We start from the raw sequence: 22,544 nt of genomic DNA, 5'->3' as shown, positions 1-22,544 counted from the left end.
TTAGGTGCTTTCAGATGGGTTGGGAGTTGTGCCTGATTGTGGCTAATACTCAATCTCTGCGAAGTAACCGGCATGCCATCTCACCGTGCGGCACGCTTTGGGCACAGAATTGGCACAGCCTGAAAAGCCGCCGCTAGATGACACTGAGGGCAGTGCTCATCGCAGCCTGAGAGCTGGCATCAAGGGAATTTTGCTGGAGGGCGCCGATTCAGCAGCGGAAGCGGCGAAGCCTTAGAAAAAGGCCATTGAATCAAGAGGATATGGCGCACCTGGCGGGATTCGAACCCACGACCCTTGCCTTCGGAGGGCAATACTCTATCCAGCTGAGCTACAGGTGCGTATGTGTTGCGGCGAACTATTTGACCACTAGCCTTCACCCTTCTCAACTCGATGATCACTGCCTTCGGAGGGCAGTACTCTATCCAGCTGAGCTACGAGTGCAACGCGCACGCATGATACCCATCTGATTCGGTGGCGTCCATCGCCTTGATCTATGGCTGTTTTTCCTCCGGGACTTGTGTGGTCCTCTGCGCGGGCAGGCTCGCTTGCGCAGGGACAGCGCAGCGTTCAACCCTGTGCTCAGAAAAACTTTCTATCCATATGCAATAACAGTATTTCCCAGCCAATTCTTATGCTCGCTACTATCTGGTCACAACTTGTTATAACAAGTCACCTGTCAGCGAAGAGACCCATGGCCGAACTGCTCCCACTGTCCCCCGTACCGCTCTACACCCAGCTCAAGGAATTGCTGCGCGAGCGCATCCTCGATGGCACCTATGCGCCGCATAGCCGTATGCCTTCGGAAAGCGAACTGGGCAAGGCTTTCGACGTCAGCCGCATCACCGTGCGCCAGGCGCTGGGCGACCTGCAGAAAGAGGGGCTGATCTTCAAGATTCACGGCAAAGGCACGTTTGTCGCCAAGCCCAAGGCATTCCAGAACGTGAGCACCCTGCAGGGGTTGGGCGAGTCGATGACACAGATGGGTTACGAAGTGCTCAACCGCCTGCGCAGCTTCCGCCATGTGCCGGCCAGCGCACTGGTGGCAGCGCGTCTGCAGGTGGCGGAGGGCAGCCTGGTCACCGAGATCCGCCGGGTGCGCCTGATCAATCGCGAGCCGGTCTCGCTGGAATTGACCTGGCTACCCCAGGCCGTGGGCGAAAAGCTCGAAAAAGCCGACCTGGTGACCCGCGACATCTTCCTGCTGCTGGAAAACGACTGCGGCATCGCGCTCGGCCACGCCGACCTGGCCATCGATGCCGTGCTGGCCGACAGCGACCTGACCCAGGCATTGGAGGTGGAAGAGGGCTCGCCGATCATGCGCATCGAGCGCCTCACCCACGCCGCCGATGGCACGCCACTGGACTTCGAACACCTCTATTACCGCGGCGATGCCTTCCAGTACCGCCTGCGCATCGACCGCCAGAAGGGGGGCAAGGCATGAGCATCCAGACCCAGGACTACGACATCATCGTCATCGGTGGTGGCACCGCCGGCCCGATGGCAGCAATCAAGGCCAAGGAACAGGACAGGAACCTGCGTGTGCTGCTGCTGGACAAGGCCAACGTCAAGCGCAGTGGCGCCATCAGCATGGGCATGGACGGGCTGAACAACGCGATCATCCCAGGCCATGCCACGCCCGAGCAGTACACCAAGGAAATCACCGTGGCCAACGACGGTATCGTCAACCAGGCCGCTGTGCATGCCTATGCCACCCACAGCTTCGAGACCCTGGAACAGCTCGACCGCTGGGGGGTGAAGTTCGAGAAGGACGAGACCGGCGACTACGCGGTGAAGAAGGTCCACCACATGGGTGCCTACGTGTTGCCCATGCCTGAGGGCCATGACATCAAGAAGGTGCTCTACCGCCAGCTCAAGCGCGCCCGTGTCGAGATCAGCAACCGCATGGTCTGCACCCGGGTGCTGCTCGACGCTGAGGGCGCCGCTGCCGGTGTGCTGGGTTTCGACTGCCGCAGCGGCGAGTTCCGCGTGATACGCGCCAAGGCAGTGATCCTGGCCTGTGGCGCCGCCGGGCGCCTGGGCCTGCCGTCCTCTGGCTACTTGATGGGCACCTACGAGAACCCCACCAACGCCGGCGACGGCTATGCCATGGCCTATCACGCCGGTGCCGAGCTGGCCAACCTCGAGTGCTTCCAGATCAACCCATTGATCAAGGACTACAACGGCCCCGCCTGCGCCTACGTGACCGGTCCGCTGGGCGGCTACACCGCCAACAGCAAAGGCGAGCGCTTCATCGAGTGCGACTACTGGAGCGGGCAGATGATGTGGGAGTTCCACCAGGAACTCGAAGGCGGCAATGGCCCGGTGTTTCTCAAGCTCGACCACCTCGCCGAAGAAACCATCCAGAACATCGAAGAGATCCTGCACAGCAACGAGCGCCCCAGCCGCGGCCAGTTCCATGCTGGGCGCGGCACCGACTACCGCCAGCACATGGTTGAGATGCACATCTCCGAGATCGGCTTTTGCTCCGGGCATTCGGCCTCTGGGGTGTGGGTCGACGAGAAGGCCCAGACCAGTGTCCAGGGCCTGTACGCCGCCGGCGACATGGCGGCAGTGCCGCACAACTACATGCTCGGTGCCTTCACCTATGGCTGGTTCGCCGGTGTGAACGCGGCGCAGTACGTGGCTGGGCGTGAGCTGGCCGAGGTCGATAGCGCCCAGGTCGAGCGCGAGCGCGCGCGCGTGTTCGCCCCGCTGCAGCGTGAGCATGGCCTGCCGCCGGCACAGGTGGAGTACAAGTTGCGGCGCATGGTCAACGACTACCTGCAGCCGCCCAAGGTGACCCGCAAGATGGAAATTGGCCTGACGCGTTTCGCCGAAATCGAACGTGATCTTGAACAGATGAAGGCCAGCAACCCCCACGAGCTGATGCGCGCGATGGAGGTGACGGTCATCCGTGACTGCGCCGAAATGGCCGCCCGCGCATCGCTGTTCCGAGAGGAAAGCCGCTGGGGCCTGTACCACCATCGGGTCGACTTCCCCGAACGCAACGATGGCGACTGGTTCTGCCATTGCCACCTGAAAAAAGGCGAGAACGGCGAGATGACCAGCTTCAAGAAAGCCGTCGAACCCTACCTGATCGCCCTGGATGCCGAGGAACAGACGGCCTACGCCCGGCTGCGGGTCAAAGCCGACGCCGCTTGAGTGGGCCATCAGCCCCCGGCAGACCAATCAGAACAAGGGCCAAGGCCCAGAGGACCCCGTGAAATGGCCTATCAACCCCAGGAAATCTTTTTCCGTAGCAGCGCCCCGGTCACCATCGACGAAGACAAGTGCATTGCCGAGAAAGGCTGCACGGTGTGCGTCGAGGTCTGCCCCATGGACCTGCTGGCCATCAACCCGGCCACGCAGAAGGCCTACATGGCATTCGACGAGTGCTGGTACTGCATGCCCTGCGAAAAGGACTGCCCCACTGGCGCAGTGAAAGTCGACATCCCGTACCTGCTGCGCTGAACCACCTGCCATCCGGCCAACCACCGGACGCCCACCTGCGACGCCCCTCGTTTCCCACCACCCGAGCCTGGTGGCGGAGACGATTCCAATACCTAAAACGATTCGAGGGGAACACCCATGCGCCTTGTAGCAACCGTGGCCGGCCTCGCGCTGGCGCTTGCTGGCCTGAACGCCAGTGCCGAAACCATCCGGGTCGCCATCGGCACCCAGGACACCACCATCAATTGCGCCACCGGCGGCCTGTTGATTCGCGAGCTGGGCTTGCTGGACAAGTACCTACCGCATGACGGCAAGTACAAGGACGTCACCTACCAGGTCGAGTGGAAGAATTTCACCAGCGGCGCCCCGCTGACCAACGAGATGGTCGCTGGCAAGCTGGACTTCGGTGCCATGGCCGACTTCCCTGGCTCGTTCAATGGTGTAGCCCACCTGGACGCCGGCAAGCGCAGCCTGTTCATCAGCGTGTTGTCGGGCAGTGTGCATGGCAGTGGCAACGGTATCGTCGTGCCGGCGGCCTCTGCCGTGCAGTCGCTGAGCGAACTCAAGGGCAAGACCATTTCCGTGCCGTTCGCCTCCACCGCCCACGGCATGTTGCTGCGCGCCGTGGCCGCCCAGGGCTGGGACCCGCAGAAGGACGTGCGGATCATCGCCCAGGCCCCCGAGATCGCCGGCTCGGCGCTACGCAGCAACCGCATCGAAGCGCATGCCGACTTCGTGCCGTTCGCTGAGCTGTTCCCCAACCGTGGCTTTGCCCGCAAGATCTACGACGGCGCCCAGGCCAACGCGCCAACGTTCCATGGCGCGCTGGTTGATGCCGACTATGCGCACAAATACCCCGAAGTGGTCACTGCCTACCTGCGTGCCAGCCTCGAAGCCGACCGTTTGATTGCCGCCGAGCCAGAGAAGTACAGCGAGCTGATCGAGAAGGTCACCGGCATCGAGGCCGAGGTCAATTACCTGTTCCATGGTCCGCTTGGCCTGCAGACCCGCGACCTGTCGTGGAAACCCGAGTACCGCCAGGCCGTCGCCACCTCCATCGATACCCTCAAGCTGCTGAAGAAGACCGACCGTGGCCTGGACACCCGGCAGTTCATCGATGACCAGTACATCCGCGCCGCCTTCAGGCAGGCCGGCCTGGACTACGACAAGGCGCTGCAGAACTATGACCCGCTGCCGCTCAAGGCCAACGACGCACTGACCGGCAAGCCGATCACCGACTTCAGCCGCCTGGCGCAGATCTGGGTGCGCGGCGAAGACAAGGTGCGCCACTACGCCTCGCCACAAGCGGCCCTCGGTGCTTTGGCCCAGTTGGAGCAGGAGGGCAAGGACATCCGCGCCATCTACGCCCAGGCCGCAGACAGCGGCATCAAGCTGCTGGCCAACCAGGCCTGGTTCGTGCGCAACGCCAACGGCGAGCTGGCCGCCTTCCTGCTCAAGGACCAGGCCGAGCAATACGCCAAGGCCCATGGCGGTGAGGCGCTGGACTTCGTCAGCGCCAACCAGAAGCTGGTTGCCCAGCGCTGAGCGGAGGCACCGTGATGACCCGCGACTTCAAACGCTGGCCTGTGCGCATCGCCTCGCTACTGGCCTGCCTGCTGTTCTGGCAAGTGGCGGCCAATGCGAAGCTCGACCTGTGGCTGTTCACCTTTACCTATGTGCCTACGCCCCGGGCGGTGCTGGAGGCGGCCTGGCAGTTACTGGCCTCCAGTGCCTTGCTGGCGCACCTGGGCAGCAGCCTGGCGCGGGTGTTTGCCGGTTATGGCGTGGCGGCGGTGCTGGGGGTGGCGCTGGGCTTGCTGATCGGCCGTTCGAGGTGGGCAGAAGACACGCTGTTGCCGCCCCTGGAGGTGCTGCGGCCGATCCCGGCCGTGGCCTGGATACCGCTGGCGATCCTGATGTTCCCGTCGTCCGAGCTGTCGATGGTGTTCATCACCTTCACCGGTGCACTGTTCCCGATCCTGCTCAACACCGTGCATGGCGTGGAGGCAGTCGACCCCCGCCTGGTGGCTTCGGCCCGCAGCCTTGGGGCTGGGCGCAGGGCGATCCTGCGCGAAGTGATCCTGCCCGGTGCGTTGCCAAGCATCGTCACCGGCCTTGCCATCGGCATGGGCACTTCGTGGTTTTGCCTGGTCACTGCCGAGATGATCTCCGGGCAGTTCGGCATCGGTTACTACACCTGGGAGTCTTACACCTTGCAGAACTACCCAGACATCATCGTCGGCATGCTGCTGATCGGCCTGCTCGGCATGGGCAGTAGCGCCCTGGTCAAGCGCCTTGGCGCACTGGCCACGCCGTGGTACCGCACGCGGAGGGCTAGCTGATGAGCAGCTACCAGCACGCCGCCGATCCGGGGCGAATCGAAGGGCGTGGCCTGTCGATCCGCCTGGGGCTGGGCCTTGAAGCGTTCGAGGCCGTGCAACGCCTGGACTTCGCGGTCAGTGGGGGTGAGTTCGTGTGCATCCTCGGGCCTTCTGGCTGCGGCAAGTCCACCTTGCTGGGTGCGCTGGCCGGGCACCTGACGCCCAGCACCGGCCAGTTGACCGTGGACAGCCAACTGATCGACGGGCCGTCGCCGCAGCGCGGCATGGTGTTCCAGCATCACACGCTGCTGCCCTGGCGCACGGTGCTCGACAACGTCGCCTTCGGCCTCAAGATGCAGGGCCTGGGCAAGGCCGAACGGCAGCGCCAGGCCCGCGAAATGCTGCAACTGGTAGGCCTGGCCGACTTTGCCGACCGCTGGCCGAACCAGCTGTCCGGGGGCATGCAGCAGCGTGCCGAAATCGCCCGGGTACTGATCAACCGCCCGCGCCTGTTGCTGATGGACGAACCCTTCGGCGCGCTCGATGCGCAAACCCGCGCACGGATGCAGGAGCTGCTGCTGGATATCTGGGCGCGCATCCGCACCACCGTGGTGTTCGTCACCCACGACATCGACGAGGCGCTGTTCCTGGCTGACCGCATTCTGGTCATGAGCCCGCGCCCAGGGCGTTTCATCGAGGACCTGCGTGTGGATTTCCCGCGCCCGCGTCGTGCCAGCTTGCTGACAAGCCCGGGCTTCACTCATCTCAAGCGTCACTGCCTGGCATTGCTGCGCCATGAAGAGGGTCGTGAATTGCCGCGCCTGACCCCATTGGGCCTGCCGGACAGCGACCATCCTCCGCTACGGATCGCGCTATGACTCGACGAACTACTGATAACCCCGACATCCTTGCCTTGCTGCCACGTCTGGAGGCCGCCGATGCCGGCGTGCGGCGCATCGCCCTGATCGAGCTGGCCGACCTGGAAGACCCGGATGCCTTGCCCTGGCTCACCGATGCGCTGCTGGTGGATGCCGCCGACGAGGTGCGCACCGAAGCCGCGCGGCTACTCGAAGCCTGGGAAGAGCCCGAAGTGGTGCAGGGCCTGTGCGCGGCGCTGGCCGATGCCGCCGAGTCGGTACGCCTGGCCGCTGCGCAGAGCCTGAGCGAGCTCAAGAGCCTGGATGCCGGCCTGTTGATCTTGCCATGGGCCAACCATGCCGACGCCTTCGTGCGGGCCAGCGCCCTGCGCGCCTTGCGCGAGTTGCGCCTGGAGGAAGCCGCAGCGCCCGCGCTGCTGGCGCTGGAGGACCCGGACGCTGCGGTGCGGCGTGAGGCGGTGGGCATTCTGGGCTGGCTCAAGCACGAACCGGCCTTGCCGGCATTGGCACGGCTGGCGCAGGTCGAGCCCGACACTGAGGTGCGTCGTGCTGCCATTGGCGCATTGGGCCTGGCCCGCGACGCTGCCGTGCTGCCCGCGTTGGTGGCTGCGTTGAACGATGGCGCCTGGCAAGTGCGCGAGGAGGCTGCCACCACCCTTGGCAAAGTGGGGTTGGCACAGGCTGGCCCGGCACTGGTGGAGGCGCTTGCCGATGGCTTCTGGCAGGTACGCCTGCGTGCGGCACGTTCCCTGGGCCGCCTGCGTCACGCCGCGGCCCTGGACGCGCTTGGGCAATTGCTTGGGCATGGCATCGCCAACCTGCGCAAAGAGGCCGCCCTGGCGCTTGGCGAGTTGGGCCAGGCGCGGGCCTTGCCGGTGCTGCAGGCCGCCGAGGCCGACAGTGACCCCGAGGTACGCAAGGCGGTGCGCATTGCCCTGGCGCAACTGCGCGGGGCGGCGTGATGAGCGCGCCGGGAGAAATCCGCAACGTGCGCGGGGCTGGGCAACTGGTACTGCGGTGGGAGGATGGCGAGTACAGGCTCAGCCATGCCCGCCTGCGCGGTGCCTGCCCTTGCTCGCAATGCCGTGCGGCGCGCTTGTCAGGCGCTATCAGCGTGGTGCCCGACGATGTGCGTGTGGAGCGGATCGAGCCGCAAGGCTATGGGGTACAGCTGGTGTTCAGCGATGGGCATGAGCGCGGGATCTATCCCTGGGGCTATTTGCGCGAGCTTGGATGAAGCGACGGGCCCTGGCCGCTTGCCAGCGACAGGGCCCGTGCTTTCACAAGGCGATCAGTTCTGGCCTCAACCCCTCGACCCGCCGCGCCGGCGGTGGCAGGTAACCGCCATCGCCGGTGATCTGGTGCAGCACCTTCTCGCGCAACCCATGCAGCGCCACCCCCGTGCGCAGGCGCGGGTGTGGCAGGTCTATTTCCACCACCGCCTTGATCCGCCCCGGTCGGGGTTCGAGCACCACTACCCGATCCGCCAGGTAGGTGGCTTCCTCGGCATCGTGTGTCACCAGCAGCGTGGTGATGCCCGCCCGTTCACGGATGGCCAGCAGCTCGTCCTGCAGTTGCTGGCGGGTCAAGGCATCCAGTGCGCCAAAGGGCTCGTCCAGCAACAGGATACGTGGGCTGGCTACCAGGCCGCGGGCAATCGCCACACGCTGGGCCATGCCGCCGGATAGCTGGTGTGGATAGGCCGACTCGAAGCCGACGAGGCCTACCAGCAGCACGAACTCATGCACGCGCCGGGCACGCTCGCCCTGGGTCAGGGGTTCATTGACCAACCCCAGCGCAATGTTCTGCTCCACCGTGAGCCACGGGAACAGGCGGTGCTCTTGAAAGACGATGCCACGTTCGCCACCAATGCCGCTGACAGCCTTGCCATCCACGCGGATGCTGCCGCTGAAGTCAGTGTCCAGGCCCACCAGCAGGCGCAGCAGGGTGGACTTGCCACAACCGGAGGCACCGACGATAGCGATGAATTCCCCTTCGTTGATCGACAGGTTGAAGTTGCGAATGGCCTCCATCGGGTGGCCATCGACTGTGAACACTTTGCCGACGCCTTCAAAGCTGACCAGCGGTGGGGTGGTGTCGGGCTGGTTGGCCGCGAGCAGGTGCGAGGTGTTGAAGGCGTTCATGCGGTTCTCCAGCGCGTGGCGCGCGATTCGAGGCGTTGTCCGAAGGTGCCGAGCAGGGCGCCGACCAGGCCGATCAGGAGCATGGCGGCCATCACCTGGTCCATGCGGAAAAGCTGTTGTGCGCCGATCATCAGGCTGGCGATCCCGCCCCCCGAGGGCATGAAGTATTCCGCGCCGATGGTGCCCAGCCAGGCGTAGATCAGCGACAGGCGCAGGCCGGCGAAAATCGCCGGGGCAGCGCCGGGCAGCACCAGCAGGCGCAGGCGCTGCCACAGGTTCAGGCGCAGCGTGCGGGCAGCTTCGCCCAGTTGCGGCGAGAGGCTGGCAATGCCGCGCTGGGTGGCGATCAACAGCGGGAAGAACGCAGCCAGCGCGACAAACACTGTCTTGGCGCCTTCGCCCAGGCCGAACCAGGCTGTCAGCAGCGGTACCCAGGCGAACAACGCCACTTGGCGCAAGGCCGACAGGCTCGGCCCGAACACGCGCTCGGCGGGGTGCGACAGGCCAAGCAGCAGGCCCCCCAGCAAGCCTGCGCCACCACCCAGGACCAGGCCGGTCAGGGTACGTTGCAGGCTCAGCAGCATGGCTTCTGGCAGCGATCCATCGGCCAGGCCGCTGAACAGTGTGCGCAGCACCTCGAGCGGTGAGGTCAGGATGTTCTGGTCGACCCAGCCGAAGCTGCTGCTGGCCTGCCACAGCCCAAGCAGTGCCGTTGGCAGCAGCAGGCTTTGCCAGCCCCGAGGGATGGGCCCGCGCTGCTGCTCGCCGGTCGCCGGTTGTGGCCAGTACAGCAGGCGCTTTTCCACGGTCGAAAAACCTTTTTCCAGCAGTGCGCCAACCAGGCCGATCACCAGGATGCACAGCAACACCAGGTCGAGCATGAACAGCTGCCGGCCCCAGACCATCAGGTAGCCGATGCCTTCGCTGGAGGCCAGCAGCTCCACAGCCAGCAGCGATGTCCAGCCGGTGGCCAGGGCAAGGCGTACGCCGGTGAGAAAGGCGGGCAGGGCCGCCGGTAGCAGCAAGCGCAGGAACAGCAGATGGCGCGGCAGGCGCAGCGCGGCGGCGGCTTCGCGCAGTTTGGGCTGGGCATCGCGCACCCCCACCAAGGTGTGCAAGGTGACCGGTACCACCACGGCTTTCACCATCACCACCAGCTTGAGCAGTTCACCGATGCCGAAGAACAGCATGAAGAGGGGGATCCACGCCAGGGTCGGGATTTGCGCCAGCGCCACGAAGGTCGGCAACACCAGGGTTTGCGCACGGCGCGAGGTGCCCAGCCAGGTGCCCAGCAACAGGCCGCTGGCAATCCCCATCAGCAGCCCCCAGAACAACCGTTGCACACTTATCCACAAGTGCCCCCAGAGCTCGCCGGAGCCAAACTCAACAGCGCTTTGCCACACCACCGACGGTGCCGGCAGGATCTGCTCGCTCATCCAGTGCTGATGGCTTGCCACCACCCACAGTAGCGCTATGAGGGTCGGCAGCACCCAAGGCAGTACGCGAGTGCCGATGCGGGAGCGGCCCTGTGTCGCGAAAAGGCCGCGCAACAGGCCCCCTGGGCCTATCCATCCCTTGCTCAGCGTTCCATTCATTGGCGGCATCTCTCGAAGCGTTTGTAGGTTATGCACTTCTGGAATTAAAAAATTGCCTATGTGCCTTTCAAGAGATAAGAGCATGCGTTCAAGGTATACGGAAGCCTGTTGCCGTTGCGTTTTCCTCATAACTTTTATGCGTTTTGCGCAAGCCGGCCCCAGGGCCGCGCAGTGCCTGATTTATTCCTTCCAGTTACTAAAAAATGAAGTTTTGATCTTTGAAGGTTCTAACCAGACCTGCCTAGCTTCTGGCCACAGCGCCGGCCATCGCCGGTGGCAGCCTGCCAAGGAGCCTTGCCATGAAAACCCCGTTGCGCCACCTGATCACCGCCCTTGGGCTGGTCAGTTTTCTTGCCCTCAGCGCCCAGGCAGCCGAATCGGCCAAGCCCGAGAGCATCCGCATTGCCGTGCCCGATTTGAGCGCTGGCAGCAAGCACAGCGCCGGCGGTGTGGTTGACGTGCTGCGTGACCAGCAACTGCTGGAAAACGAGTTTGCCAAGGACGGTATCCGTATCGAATGGCACTTCTTCAAGGGGGCCGGGCCTGTGGTCAACGAAGCCTTGGCCAACGGGCAGGCGGATTTCGCCTACCTGGGCGACCTGGCGGCGATCGTCGGCAAGGCCAATGGCCTCGATACCCGCGTGCTGGCTGCCGGCGTGCGGGGGGTGAAGAGCTACCTGGGCGTAGTGCCGGGCTCCGGCATCAAGACCCTGCACGACCTCAAGGGCAAGCGCGTGGCGGTGTTCCGCGGCACTGCCAACCAGCTTTCCTTTGCCAGCGCCCTGGCCAGCCAAGGGCTGTCCGAGCGCGACCTGAAAGTGATCAACCTGGACTTCAACGCCTCCAACGCGGCACTGGCCGCCAAACAGATCGATGCCACCTGGGGCCTGTCGAGCCTGCTCTCGCTGCGTGAGCGCGGCCTGGTGGAACTGCCGGTCAACTCGCGCGACCTGCAGGGCGCCGGCAGCACCCAGGCGGTGCTGCTGGGGACCGGTGAGTTCATCCGGCAGCACCCGGACCTGGTGCAACGACTGGTCAATGCCCAGGAGCAGGCCAGCCGTTGGCTGCGCGACGAACACAACCGCAGTGCCTACGTCGACCTGGTGGCGAGCAATGCCAACTGGCCGCGCAACATCCTCAGCGACGATTTGGCCAAGGAAGACCTGGCCCATTACTTCGACCCGCGCCTTGACGCCGACTTCGTCGCCCAGTTGCAGCAGGGCGTCGACCTTGCCGCCAAGGAACGCCTGATCCGCCGTGGTTTCCAGGTCGCCGACTGGATAGAGCCGCGCTTCCTCGATACCGCCTTGCAACAGCAACACGCCACACAAGCTGCCCGCTAACCGACACCCCGACAAAAACCATGAGGACCCTGACCATGAGCAACGCTGCACTGGCCACCGCGCCGCACGCCCTCGAACTTGATGTCCACCCGGTCGCCGGCCGTATCGGCGCCGAAATACGCGGGGTCAAACTGTCCCCCGACCTCGATGCCGCCACAGTCGAGGCCATCCAGGCTGCGTTGGTGCGGCACAAGGTCATCTTCTTCCGTGGCCAGACCCACCTGGACGATCAAAGCCAGGAAGGTTTTGCCAAGCTGCTGGGCGAGCCGGTCGCTCACCCCACCGTGCCAGTGGTCGACGGTACCCGCTACCTGCTCCAGCTCGATGGCGCCGAAGGGCAGCGGGCCAACTCCTGGCACACCGATGTGACCTTCGTAGAGGCCTACCCCAAGGCCTCGATCCTGCGCAGTGTGGTGGCCCCTGCGTCGGGTGGCGATACTGTGTGGGCCAATACCGCTGCGGCCTATCAGGAGTTGCCCGAGCCCCTGCGCGAGCTGGCCGACAAGCTGTGGGCGGTGCACAGCAACGAGTACGACTATGCCAGCCTCAAGCCCGATATCGACCCTGCCAAACTGGAGCGTCATCGCAAGGTGTTCACCTCGACGGTGTATGAGACCGAGCATCCGGTGGTGCGAGTGCACCCGATCAGCGGTGAGCGGGCGCTGCAGCTGGGGCATTTCGTCAAACGCATCAAGGGCTATTCGCTGGCCGATTCGCAGCACTTGTTCGCGGTGCTGCAAGGGCATGTCACGCGCCTTGAGAACACCGTGCGCTGGCGCTGGGAGGCGGGCGATGTGGCTATCTGGGATAACCGTGCGACACAGCACTACGCGGTGGATGATTATGGGACCCAGCCACGTATCGTGCGCCGGGTAACGCTGGCCGGTGAAGTGCCGGTGGGCGTGGATGGCCAACTGAGCCGTACTACGCGTAAAGGCTGAAACCCGCTTGCCGGCAAGCCGGCTCCCCCAGGTGCAGCGCTCAGCCCGGAGGCAGCGCGATACCTGGGGAGCCAGCTTGCCGATTCGGGGGGCAGAACCCCAGCCGACTAGCCGTCGGTATCACAGGCAATCAACTGCCTCACCATCCCTTGCGCCAACGGCGACAACCCATACCCCACGCGGCTTACCACCCCATAGCGGGTATAAAACGATTCTTCCTGTTCCGGCGCCAGGTCTGCCAGTTGCAGCCCCACCAGCCCATGCCCCGCCTGATAGGGGCGCAGGTTGGCACTGCAGGCTATGCCGATGGTGTCCGAATGCATCACCACGTTAAGCAGTGCATAGCCATGCTCGCACTCCACCGTGGGCAGAAAGTCCTGCCTGCCGCTGAGGTCGCTGAGGATCTTGCGGATGTTCGGCGGGCGGAAGGTGGTTGCCAGTGGGTAATCGAACACATCCCGCGCATTCACCTGGCTGCGCGCTGTGAGCGGGTGCCCCGCGCGGCAGCAGAAATGCCAGCGCTGGGGGGCCAGCTTGTGTACGCGGTAGTCCGGGTCGGACTCGAACTGACGGGTATCGGCCACGAAGAACTCGATCTCTTCGGCCACCAGCTTGCGGTTCAACGCTTGCCAGTTATCCACCTGAAAGCAGGTGCGCGCCGCCGGGTATTCGGCGACGAAGCGCGCCACTGCACGTGGCACCAGGCCGCCAGCCGGCGCAGGGCCTGAGCCGAAACGCACGACCCCGGTGGTGGCACCGTTGAACTGATGGATCTCGTTGACCAGGTTGTGCGCGCCATGGACCAGGCGCCGCGAATGTTCCAGCACCAGCAAGCCCTGACGGGTGGGTGCAAGCTCCTTGCTGGCGCGGTCGACCAGGCGGCAGCCGACATTGTGCTCCAGGGTCTGGATGCTGCGGCTGAAGGCCGATTGCGACAAGTTCACCGCCGCTGCCGCAGCAACGAAACTGCGGTGTTCGACAAGGGCGATGAAGTGGCGAAGCTGGCGGAGGTCGATATGCATTTTCTACATGAAAACTTTCGGTCGAATGCAATTGATGAACAGGGTGTGCCCCCTTATAAAGGGAACTACTTATTCCACAAAATATGAATTACAAATATTTATATATCTTAAAAGAATATAAGCCCATCTGACCGCGATTCGGTTCCGCCAACGGAAATGCTCGCCAGGGCCCATGCCTAAAGGAGCATTTGCATGTCCCGACTTTCCCGTTGGCCGGCGCGCGCGTCGCGGTTCACCCTGCAACCCTTGGCAGCTGGCGTGCTGCTGGCGGCTGCCAATGGCAGCTTTGCCGACGAGCCCGTTGCCGCCACCCCTGCGCTGGAGCAGGACGCCAAGCTTGGCACTGTCACGGTCAATGCACGCCGCCGTGAGGAAACGGCGCAGAGCGTGCCTACGCCAATCAGTGTGCTCAACAGCGAAACCCTGGAAACCCAGCGCATCTACCGCGTGCAGGACCTGCAACAGTTGGTACCGAGCACCAACGTCGCCTATGTGCATGCACGCCAGTCGAGCATTTCGATCCGTGGCCTGGGCAACAACCCGGCCAGCGATGGCCTGGAGGGCAGCGTTGGCATCTACCTGGACAACGTCTACCTGGGGCGCCCCGGCATGGCGGTGTTCGACCTGCTCGATGTGGAACAACTGGAAGTGCTGCGCGGCCCGCAGGGCACGCTGTTTGGCAAGAACACCACGGCGGGGGTGCTGAACATCACAACGCGCAAGCCCACCTTCCACCGCGAGGGCAGCGTTCAGCAGTCCATCGGCGAGGATGGTTACCTGCAGACCCAAGGCAGTTTCTCCGGGCCGATCAGTGACACCCTGGCCGGCCGCATCAGCGCGTACCACACGCAAGACGACGGCTACGTCAAGAACATCCACAACGGCGACGACCTCAATGGCGGCAAACGCCAGGGTTTTCGCACCCAGTTGCTGTTCAAACCGAGCGAAACCTTCAACCTACGCTGGATCGGTGAGTACAACGAGGAGGACTCCAACAACGGCATCCTCAGCCTCTACAGCACCGGGCCGACCCTCAATGGTGTCAATCGTTACGAAAGCCTGGCCGCCCAGGCCGGCGCCACACTGGTGTCGGGCAAGGACCGCAAAGTCAACTTCGATGCCGACCAGCAGGTTACCGTGTTCCAGGGCGGTACCTCGGTAGAAGCCAACTGGACCCTGCCCAACGACTTCACCCTGACCTCGATCACCGCCTACCGCTGGTGGGACTTCACCCCACGCAACGACGATGGCCTCAACGTACCGGTGTTCTACAGCGCCGGTGTGTCGGTGCGCGACAAGCAGTACTCGCAGGAAATCCGCCTGGCCTCGCCGACCGGAGGCGCGTTCGACTACGTGCTCGGGGCCTACTACTTCAAGCAGGACCTGGACAACAAGTCGTTCACTTATTACGGCCCGCAGGCAGACATCTGGAACCTCACCCCGGCCGGCGCGCTGAACAACGTCAACACCGTCGGTAACGGGCACATCGATACCGATAGCTATGCCCTGTTTGCCCAAGGCACCTGGCACGTCACCGACCGCCTGGACTTCACCGCTGGCGTGCGTGGCACCTATGAGCAGAAGAGCGCCTGGGTGACCCGTGATGCCCCAGCGGGCGGGGCGCCTGTGACGGGGGCTGCCGCTGCGGCGCGCCAGGGCAGGGTGGGGGCATACGACTCGGGCGACCTCAACCAGTACAGCTTCAGCCCCTCAGGCCTGCTGGGGCTGAGCTACCGCTTCAATGAGCAGTTGCTGGGCTATGCGACCCTGACCCATGGCGAGAAGTCCGGCGGCATCAACCTCACGGTCGGCGCAGCGCCAAGGCTGGGCACCGATTCGCTGCTGGTGGGCACCGAGCGGGTCAACAATGCCGAAGTGGGCCTCAAGAGCACCCTGTTCGACGACCGCTTGCAGCTCAATACCAACCTGTTCTGGGCCGAGGTGCATGGTTACCAGGCCAACGTGTACGACCAGATCAACCGCGTGCAGTACCTGGCCAACGCCGGCCGCGTGCGCTCCCGAGGGCTGGAGTTCGAGGCCACGGCGCTGCCGATCCGCGGCCTGACCCTCAACTTCAATGGCTCGTGGAACGACGTGCGTTACACCGAGTACGACGATGCACCGTGCCCGCCAGAGGTGAGCCTGGCCAATGCCAGCGCCACGTGCGACCTGTCCGGCCACCAAGTGGTCGGCGCTTCCAAGTACATCGCCAACCTCAACGGCCAATACAAATGGCAGCTGGCCGAGCACATCGAGCCCTACGTCACCGCCAGCTATGCCTTCCGTTCCAAGGCGGTTGGCACCATCGACGATTCCGATTTCGGCCAGATCCCCAGCTACGCGCTGGTCAACCTGTCCACCGGCGTGCGCCTGGACCAGGGCGACGGTGTGCTCGACCTGTCGCTGTGGGTGAAGAACGCCGGCGACAAGACCTACTTCACCAGCCTGTGGAACTCCGCCAACGGCGGTTATGCCGGCGTGCTCGGTACCCCACGCACCTTCGGCGCCACCGCCCGATACGACTTCTGAGTACAAGGAGCTTTGCCATGAATGCCAAGACCGAAACCCCTGCACTGCCCGAGGGCGCCTGCCTGACCGCCAGCGTGCCCGCACGTGACGAAGCGCTGCTCGGCGATGTGCTGGTCAACCCGTACCGCCTGGCGCCGCTGACGGCGATCATCCGCGACGGCGGGCGTACCTTGAGCGCTGCCCATGTGCGGGTGCTGGGGCGTGGCGAGCGGGGGGTGGATATCGCTTACGACGTGGCCGACCGTTCGTTGTGGACCTACGGCGGCATCCCGGTGTTCGGGCTGTACCCGGACCACGTCAACCAGGTGGAAGTGACCTACAAGCTCGATGGCGAACGCGTTCGCGAGCGCTACCAGATCTACGCCCCGGCCGTGCGTCTGCCGGTGGTGGCGAAACAGACCGCCGCGTTGCCGCAGGTCGAGCCAATCAAGGTCGCACCGGGCTTCGAGCACCGCCTTTACCTGTTCAACCACCTGCTCGGTGACATCCCCGGTGGCCGAGCCTTCAAGTGGAATGGCCTGGGCGGTGCTGCCGAATGGGACCAGGTGGGCAACAACTGGATTGCCGACAGCAACGGCGATGTGCGCTGGTACCTGGATATCGAGCAGATCCACGATTCCAACCGCCGCGACGGCCTGGGCGGCACCATGGGCTTCCAGCAGACCCGCGATGGCAAGCTGATCTGGGGGCAAGGCCAGACCTACTCCAAGTACGACCTGCTGGGGCGGCGCATCTGGCAGCGCAGCCTGCCGGACAAGTTTGCCGACTTCTCCCACGAGATCCGCGAGACGGCCCAGGGTACCTACCTGCTGCGGGTGGGCACCAGCGATTACCGCCGCCCGGACGGCAAGCGCGTGCGTTCGATTCGCGACCATATCATCGAGGTCAACGAGGCAGGGGACGTGCTGGACTTCTGGGACCTGAACCAGATCCTCGACCCCTATCGCGGCGATTTGCTGGAAACCCTGGGCAAGGCCGCCATTCAACTGCCCGATGGGGTAGAGAAGCAGGATGACCGCCTGGCCAATGAGCTGGCTGAAGGCGACCTGCCGTTCGGCGACACCCCGGGCGTGGGCACCGGTCGCAACTGGGCGCACGTCAATGCCATCGACTACGATGCCGATGACGACAGCATTATCGTTTCAGCTCGCCACCAAGGTGTGGTGAAGATCGGTCGCGACAAGGCGGTGAAGTGGATTCTCGCCTCGCCGCAGGGCTGGCCACAACGGCTGCAGGACAAGGTGCTCAAACCGGTTGTGGGCGAAGGCTTCGACTGGTCCTGGACCCAACACACCGCGTGGCTTACCGGCCAAGGCACGCTGACGGTATTCGACAACGGCTGGGGGCGGGACTTTGCGCCGACCAAGCTCACCGGCAATTACAGCCGTGCCGTGGAATACAGGATCGACGAGGCCAAGGGTACGGTCGAGCAGGTCTGGGAATACGGCAAGGAACGTGGCGATGAGTGGTACAGCCCGATCACGTCGGTGGTGGCCTACCGACCCGAGACCGACACCCAGTTCATCTATTCGGCATCGGTGAATTACCTCACACCGGAAAAACTCACCACCACCGTCCTCAATGAGGTACGCCGGGGGACCCAGGAGGTGTTGGTGGAGCTGAAGGTGCATAGCCGACAGCCGGGCAGTGTCGGGTACCGGGCGCTGGTGATTGACCTGGCCAAGGCCTTCTGAATGTCCCCTTCGGGAGGGCCGTCGGTCCTCCCTTCACATTTCTTTCAGCTCAATCGTCTACCCTGTACTGGCCCTCAAGCGTGGGGGCCTATGGGCGCCGGCTTGCCGGCAATAGGGCCGATTGCAACTCCACTCATCACGATATTTCGCCAGGCTGTTCAACCATTCGTTCTTTTTTTCGAACAGCCTATTGTCCTATACCCCAGCAGCCGCTTAGCATTCGTTTGAGATTTCAAACGCTCGATGCCCTGCCTTGGGCGCTTTTCAACAATCAACAATTCGGGAAGCCGACATGCAGCTCAAAGACGCTCAGTTGTTCCGCCAGCAAGCCTTCATCAACGGTGAGTGGCTGGATGCGGACAGCGGCCAGACCATCAAGGTGACCAACCCGGCCACCGGTGAAGTCATCGGTACCGTGCCGAAGATGGGCACCGCGGAAACCCGCCGCGCCATCGAAGCCGCCGACAAGGCCCTGCCGGCCTGGCGTGCACTGACCGCCAAAGAGCGTTCGGCCAAGCTGCGTCGCTGGTTCGAACTGATGATCGAGAACCAGGACGACCTGGCTCGCCTGATGACCACCGAGCAAGGCAAGCCGCTGGCCGAAGCCAAGGGCGAAATCGCCTACGCCGCCTCGTTCATCGAGTGGTTCGCCGAAGAAGCCAAGCGCGTCTACGGTGACACCATCCCAGGCCACCAGCCAGACAAGCGCCTGATCGTCATCAAGCAGCCGATCGGTGTGACCGCGGCCATCACCCCGTGGAACTTCCCGGCGGCGATGATCACCCGTAAAGCCGGCCCGGCCCTGGCCGCTGGCTGCACCATGGTGCTCAAGCCTGCTTCGCAAACCCCGTATTCCGCCCTGGCCCTGGTCGAGCTGGCTAACCGTGCCGGTATCCCGGCCGGCGTGCTGAGCGTGGTGACCGGCAGCGCTGGCGAAGTGGGTGGCGAGCTGACCGGCAACGCCCTGGTTCGCAAGCTGTCCTTCACCGGCTCGACCGAAATCGGTCGCCAGCTGATGCAGGAATGCGCCAAGGACATCAAGAAGGTTTCCCTGGAGCTGGGTGGCAACGCCCCGTTCATCGTGTTCGACGACGCCGACCTGGACAAGGCGGTCGAGGGCGCGATCATCTCCAAGTACCGCAACAACGGCCAGACCTGCGTCTGCGCCAACCGCATCTACGTGCAGGACGGTGTCTACGATGCCTTCGCCGAGAAGCTCAAGGCCGCTGTAGCCAAGCTCAAGATCGGCAACGGTCTGGAAGATGGCACCACCACTGGCCCGCTGATCGACGGCAAGGCTGTCGCCAAGGTCCAGGAACACATCGAGGACGCCGTATCCAAGGGCGCCAAGGTACTGTCCGGCGGCAAGCTGATCGAAGGCAACTTCTTCGAGCCGACCATCCTGGTCGACGTGCCGAAGACTGCCGCTGTCGCCAAAGAAGAGACCTTCGGCCCACTGGCGCCGCTGTTCCGCTTCAAAGACGAAGCTGAAGTCATCGCCATGTCCAACGACACCGAATTCGGCCTGGCCTCGTACTTCTACGCCCGTGACATGAGCCGTGTGTTCCGTGTTGCCGAGGCCCTGGAATACGGCATGGTCGGCATCAACACTGGCCTGATTTCCAACGAAGTCGCGCCGTTCGGCGGCATCAAGGCCTCGGGCCTGGGCCGTGAAGGTTCCAAGTACGGTATCGAGGACTACCTCGAGATCAAGTACCTGTGCATCAGCGTGTGATGCGCTAACGCTTTTACCTCTGCCAGCGGGGCGCGAGAGCGACGTCTCGCTGGCCTTTTTGACATAGCGGTACCTGGTGGCCAGGGCGTCTTTGACAGTCGATCAACGAATACTGATCAAAGGCTTACCCAGCCACCCCCGAATAAAAGCGCCGCCGATCGGCGCAAATGAGGGCATTATGAGCAAGACCAACGAATCCTTGATGCAACGTCGTGTCGCCGCCGTCCCACGTGGCGTTGGCCAGATCCACCCGATCTTCGTAGAAAGCGCGAAGAACTCGACCGTGATCGACGTTGAAGGCCGCGAACTGATCGACTTCGCGGGCGGCATCGCCGTACTGAATACCGGCCACCTGCACCCGAAAGTGGTTGCCGCTGTTCAAGAGCAGCTGACTAAAGTCAGCCACACCTGCTTCCAGGTGCTGGCTTACGAGCCTTACGTAGAGCTGTGCGAGAAGATCAACAAGCTGGTCCCAGGCGACTTCGACAAGAAGACCCTGCTGGTCACCTCCGGCTCCGAAGCCGTTGAAAACGCCATCAAGATCGCCCGTGCTGCCACTGGCCGCGCCGGCGTCATCGCCTTCACCGGCGGCTACCACGGCCGTACCATGATGACCCTGGGCCTGACCGGCAAGGTCGTACCGTACTCCGCTGGCATGGGCCTGATGCCAGGCGGCATCTTCCGCGCCCTGTTCCCGAGCGAACTGCACGGTGTGAGCGTTGACGACGCCATCGCTTCGATCGAGCGCATCTTCAAGAACGACGCCGAGCCGCGTGACATTGCCGCGATCATCCTCGAGCCGGTACAAGGCGAAGGCGGTTTCCTGCCAGCGCCAAAAGAGCTGATGAAGCGCCTGCGCGAGCTGTGCGACAAGCACGGTATTCTGCTGATCGCCGACGAAGTACAGACTGGCGCTGGCCGTACCGGCACCTTCTTCGCCATGGAACAGATGGGCGTCACGCCTGACCTGACCACCTTCGCCAAGTCCATCGCTGGCGGCTTCCCGCTGGCCGGTGTATGCGGCAAGGCCGAGTACATGGACGCCATCGCGCCAGGTGGCCTGGGCGGTACCTACGCCGGTTCGCCGATCGCTTGCGCCGCGGCCCTGGCCGTTATCCAAGTGTTCGAGGAAGAGAAGCTGCTGGACCGCAGCAAGGCTGTGGGTGAGCGCCTGACCACCGGCCTGCGCCAGATCCAGCAGAAGCACCCGATCATCGGTGACGTGCGTGGTCTGGGCTCGATGATCGCTGTGGAAGTCTTCGAAAAAGGCACCCACACCCCGAACGCTGCTGCCGTTGCCCAAGTGGTTGCCAAGGCGCGTGACAAGGGTCTGATCCTGCTGTCCTGCGGCACCTACGGCAACGTCCTGCGTATCCTGGTACCGCTGACCGCCGAAGACGCGCTGCTGGACAAAGGCCTGGCAATCATCGAAGAGTGCTTCGCTGAACTGGCCTGATGTGACGCGTTTCATAAAAAAACCCGCCTAGGCGGGTTTTTTTTATGCCCAATGAAGGTCCATGACGCTATGGTTGTGGGAGGACTTGCCTTGGAAGCAGCAACGGATTGCGTGTCAGGATATTCAGGAGTTGGCCATGAGCGCTGCAGACCCCACCCCACCTTGCGTATTGATTGTCGAGGGCGACCCCTGGGTGCGCGACATGTTGCGCGAGATGCTGCTCAGCGTTCGCTGTGATGCACGGCTGCAGGTTTGTGCCGATGGCACCCAGGCACTCACCGCATTGGCCAGCAAGCCCGACCTTATCATCGCCGCCCGCGAATTGGCGGGCGTCGATGGCCTGGACCTGTTGCGCAAAGTGCGCGCCAAGGGGCCGGGTCTGCCGTTCATTCTCATGAGTAACCGCAGCGACAGCGCCAGCGTGCGTGAGGCATTGCCGTTGCACCCTACGGCTTACCTGAGCAAGCCGTTGAACATGGATAACCTGCGCAAGCGCCTGGAGGAGTTGCTGCTGGCCGTAGGCGAGCAGATCGCCTGCCCGGTGCCGCCGCTGCAGCCTGGGGCCAGCCTGCCAGCGTTCCTGGAGCAACGCCGCGCCACTGCCGACGGGGGGCCGTTGTTCACTGACGTGCAGGTGGCGATCAAGCGTGCGCTCAACCCTCAGGGGTTGAACCTCAAGGTACTGGAAGAGGAAGTGCGCAACGACCCCCAGATCACCGCCGTGCTGATCGCCGCCGCCAACAGCGCTGCGCTGCACCGCGATGCGCCAGTGCAAACGTTGTTGCAGGCGCTGAACAAGCTTGGCAGCACCCAGAGCATGAACCTGATCCTGGGCCTCACGCTCAAGCGCAGTGCGCGCCTGAGCGATCCTTTGCTGGCCAGGCACGCGGCGCATTTCTGGGACCTGTCGCTGCACACCGCCGAATATGCCCGTTCGCTGGCGCGCATGCTTGAGCTGGACGAAGAGCGTTGCTATTGCGCAGGGCTGTTGCACTGCCTGGGTGACCTGGCCGTGCTGCGCTGCCTGCAGGAGTGGCGCCTGGCCGGTGGTGAGCTGGACGAGGACCAGGTGCAGTTGTCACTCAATGAATTCGGCGCGGCGTTCGGCTCGGCATTGCGCACCCGCTGGCGCTTGCCGCTGAGCCTGCGTGAGCTGATCGCGGCAATCTATCAGTTGGGCGGCGGGGTGTATTCGCGGGAGATCCTGGCCATGAACCTGGCTGGGCAACTGGCGCAGTTGCCGGCGGAGCAAGGGTTGGAGAAGGTGGCCAACAACAAGACTGCGCGGTTGCTCAAGGTCGGGCTGGCGCAGTTGAGCCGGCTGCGCAAGGTAGATGGCCCTGTGGGTAAGCCGCAGAATGACGCGAACGCTCCGGTCGTTGAAGTCAGCGATGAGCAGCCACCTGGGCCTGAAACGCAGATTCCGACCTGAGGCT

At 63.8% G+C, this 22,544-nt stretch carries 18 protein-coding genes and 1 tRNA gene; 15 read left to right on the top strand and 4 right to left on the bottom strand.

The window, feature by feature from the left end:
* Positions 1 to 261: 261 nt before the first annotated feature.
* A tRNA-Arg gene (locus APH34_RS23440) sits at positions 262 to 338 on the bottom strand.
* A gap of 353 nt (positions 339 to 691) precedes the next feature.
* Here APH34_RS23440 and APH34_RS23430 point away from each other — a divergent pair.
* The 8 genes from APH34_RS23430 (at position 692) to APH34_RS23395 (ending at position 7,886) form a co-directional block, all read left to right on the top strand.
* A complete protein-coding gene (locus APH34_RS23430) occupies positions 692 to 1,441 on the top strand; it encodes a GntR family transcriptional regulator (protein ID WP_054903168.1) in 750 nt (249 codons plus the stop codon).
* Positions 1,438 to 3,162 (top strand): fumarate reductase/succinate dehydrogenase flavoprotein subunit, encoded by a 1,725-nt coding sequence (locus APH34_RS23425; protein WP_054903167.1) that lies wholly within the window; start codon positions 1,438 to 1,440, stop codon positions 3,160 to 3,162. The genes APH34_RS23430 and APH34_RS23425 overlap by 4 nt, the downstream gene beginning before the upstream one ends.
* A gap of 63 nt (positions 3,163 to 3,225) precedes the next feature.
* Complete coding sequence (locus tag APH34_RS23420) at positions 3,226 to 3,471, top strand: ferredoxin family protein (RefSeq protein WP_008096634.1); 246 nt, start codon at positions 3,226 to 3,228, stop codon at positions 3,469 to 3,471.
* Positions 3,472 to 3,588: 117 nt separating this feature from the next.
* Positions 3,589 to 4,995, top strand: a complete 1,407-nt coding sequence (locus tag APH34_RS23415) for an ABC transporter substrate-binding protein (protein ID WP_054903166.1) — start codon at positions 3,589 to 3,591, stop codon at positions 4,993 to 4,995.
* Between the two features lie 14 nt (positions 4,996 to 5,009).
* The gene (locus APH34_RS23410) at positions 5,010 to 5,792 is read left to right on the top strand and encodes an ABC transporter permease (RefSeq protein ID WP_054903165.1); all 783 of its coding nucleotides are present in this window, start codon (positions 5,010 to 5,012) and stop codon (positions 5,790 to 5,792) included.
* Positions 5,792 to 6,649: an ABC transporter ATP-binding protein gene (locus APH34_RS23405; RefSeq protein ID WP_054903164.1), complete on the top strand. Its 858-nt coding sequence runs from the start codon at positions 5,792 to 5,794 to the stop codon at positions 6,647 to 6,649. The genes APH34_RS23410 and APH34_RS23405 overlap by 1 nt, the downstream gene beginning before the upstream one ends.
* The gene (locus APH34_RS23400) at positions 6,646 to 7,611 is read left to right on the top strand and encodes a HEAT repeat domain-containing protein (protein WP_054903163.1); all 966 of its coding nucleotides are present in this window, start codon (positions 6,646 to 6,648) and stop codon (positions 7,609 to 7,611) included. The genes APH34_RS23405 and APH34_RS23400 overlap by 4 nt, the downstream gene beginning before the upstream one ends.
* Positions 7,611 to 7,886 carry a gamma-butyrobetaine hydroxylase-like domain-containing protein gene (locus APH34_RS23395; RefSeq protein WP_054903162.1) on the top strand — a complete coding sequence of 92 codons (276 nt, stop codon included), beginning with the start codon at positions 7,611 to 7,613 and terminating at the stop codon, positions 7,884 to 7,886. Before APH34_RS23400 ends, APH34_RS23395 begins: the two co-directional genes overlap by 1 nt.
* 43 nt (positions 7,887 to 7,929) lie before the next feature.
* Here the strand turns inward: APH34_RS23395 and APH34_RS23390 are convergent, their stop codons facing one another.
* The gene (locus APH34_RS23390; protein WP_054903161.1) at positions 7,930 to 8,793 is read right to left on the bottom strand and encodes an ABC transporter ATP-binding protein; all 864 of its coding nucleotides are present in this window, start codon (positions 8,791 to 8,793) and stop codon (positions 7,930 to 7,932) included.
* The gene (locus APH34_RS23385; protein WP_256215890.1) at positions 8,790 to 10,388 is read right to left on the bottom strand and encodes an ABC transporter permease; all 1,599 of its coding nucleotides are present in this window, start codon (positions 10,386 to 10,388) and stop codon (positions 8,790 to 8,792) included. Before APH34_RS23385 ends, APH34_RS23390 begins: the two co-directional genes overlap by 4 nt.
* A gap of 299 nt (positions 10,389 to 10,687) precedes the next feature.
* On the opposite strand from APH34_RS23385, the gene APH34_RS23380 reads away from it, so the two are divergent.
* Positions 10,688 to 11,731, top strand: coding sequence for an ABC transporter substrate-binding protein (locus tag APH34_RS23380; RefSeq protein ID WP_054903160.1), 1,044 nt, complete (start codon positions 10,688 to 10,690; stop codon positions 11,729 to 11,731).
* 35 nt (positions 11,732 to 11,766) lie between these two features.
* Positions 11,767 to 12,672, top strand: a complete 906-nt coding sequence (locus tag APH34_RS23375; RefSeq protein ID WP_054903159.1) for a TauD/TfdA family dioxygenase — start codon at positions 11,767 to 11,769, stop codon at positions 12,670 to 12,672.
* A gap of 107 nt (positions 12,673 to 12,779) precedes the next feature.
* Here APH34_RS23375 and APH34_RS23370 read toward each other — a convergent pair whose 3' ends face one another.
* Positions 12,780 to 13,694 carry a LysR family transcriptional regulator gene (locus tag APH34_RS23370; protein WP_054903158.1) on the bottom strand — a complete coding sequence of 305 codons (915 nt, stop codon included), beginning with the start codon at positions 13,692 to 13,694 and terminating at the stop codon, positions 12,780 to 12,782.
* 192 nt (positions 13,695 to 13,886) lie between these two features.
* On the opposite strand from APH34_RS23370, the gene APH34_RS23365 reads away from it, so the two are divergent.
* The 5 genes from APH34_RS23365 to APH34_RS23345 all read left to right on the top strand — a co-directional run bounded on the left by APH34_RS23365 (position 13,887) and on the right by APH34_RS23345 (position 22,540).
* Positions 13,887 to 16,223 (top strand): TonB-dependent receptor, encoded by a 2,337-nt coding sequence (locus APH34_RS23365; protein ID WP_054903157.1) that lies wholly within the window; start codon positions 13,887 to 13,889, stop codon positions 16,221 to 16,223.
* A 17-nt stretch (positions 16,224 to 16,240) separates the two neighbouring features.
* Positions 16,241 to 17,917 (top strand): aryl-sulfate sulfotransferase, encoded by a 1,677-nt coding sequence (locus APH34_RS23360; RefSeq protein WP_054903156.1) that lies wholly within the window; start codon positions 16,241 to 16,243, stop codon positions 17,915 to 17,917.
* A 292-nt stretch (positions 17,918 to 18,209) separates the two neighbouring features.
* Complete coding sequence (gabD, locus tag APH34_RS23355; RefSeq protein WP_054903155.1) at positions 18,210 to 19,652, top strand: NADP-dependent succinate-semialdehyde dehydrogenase; 1,443 nt, start codon at positions 18,210 to 18,212, stop codon at positions 19,650 to 19,652.
* A 178-nt stretch (positions 19,653 to 19,830) separates the two neighbouring features.
* Positions 19,831 to 21,108, top strand: coding sequence for a 4-aminobutyrate--2-oxoglutarate transaminase (gene gabT, locus APH34_RS23350; RefSeq protein ID WP_054903154.1), 1,278 nt, complete (start codon positions 19,831 to 19,833; stop codon positions 21,106 to 21,108).
* 136 nt (positions 21,109 to 21,244) lie between these two features.
* Positions 21,245 to 22,540: a response regulator gene (locus APH34_RS23345; RefSeq protein WP_054903153.1), complete on the top strand. Its 1,296-nt coding sequence runs from the start codon at positions 21,245 to 21,247 to the stop codon at positions 22,538 to 22,540.
* Positions 22,541 to 22,544: the final 4 nt, after the last annotated feature.

It is taken from the genome of Pseudomonas sp. NBRC 111131, assembly GCF_001320525.1.
Lineage (GTDB): Bacteria > Pseudomonadota > Gammaproteobacteria > Pseudomonadales > Pseudomonadaceae > Aquipseudomonas > Aquipseudomonas ceruminis.
Note: the sequence above shows the minus strand (reverse complement) of the source record. Positions and strands in the feature narration are given on the sequence as shown.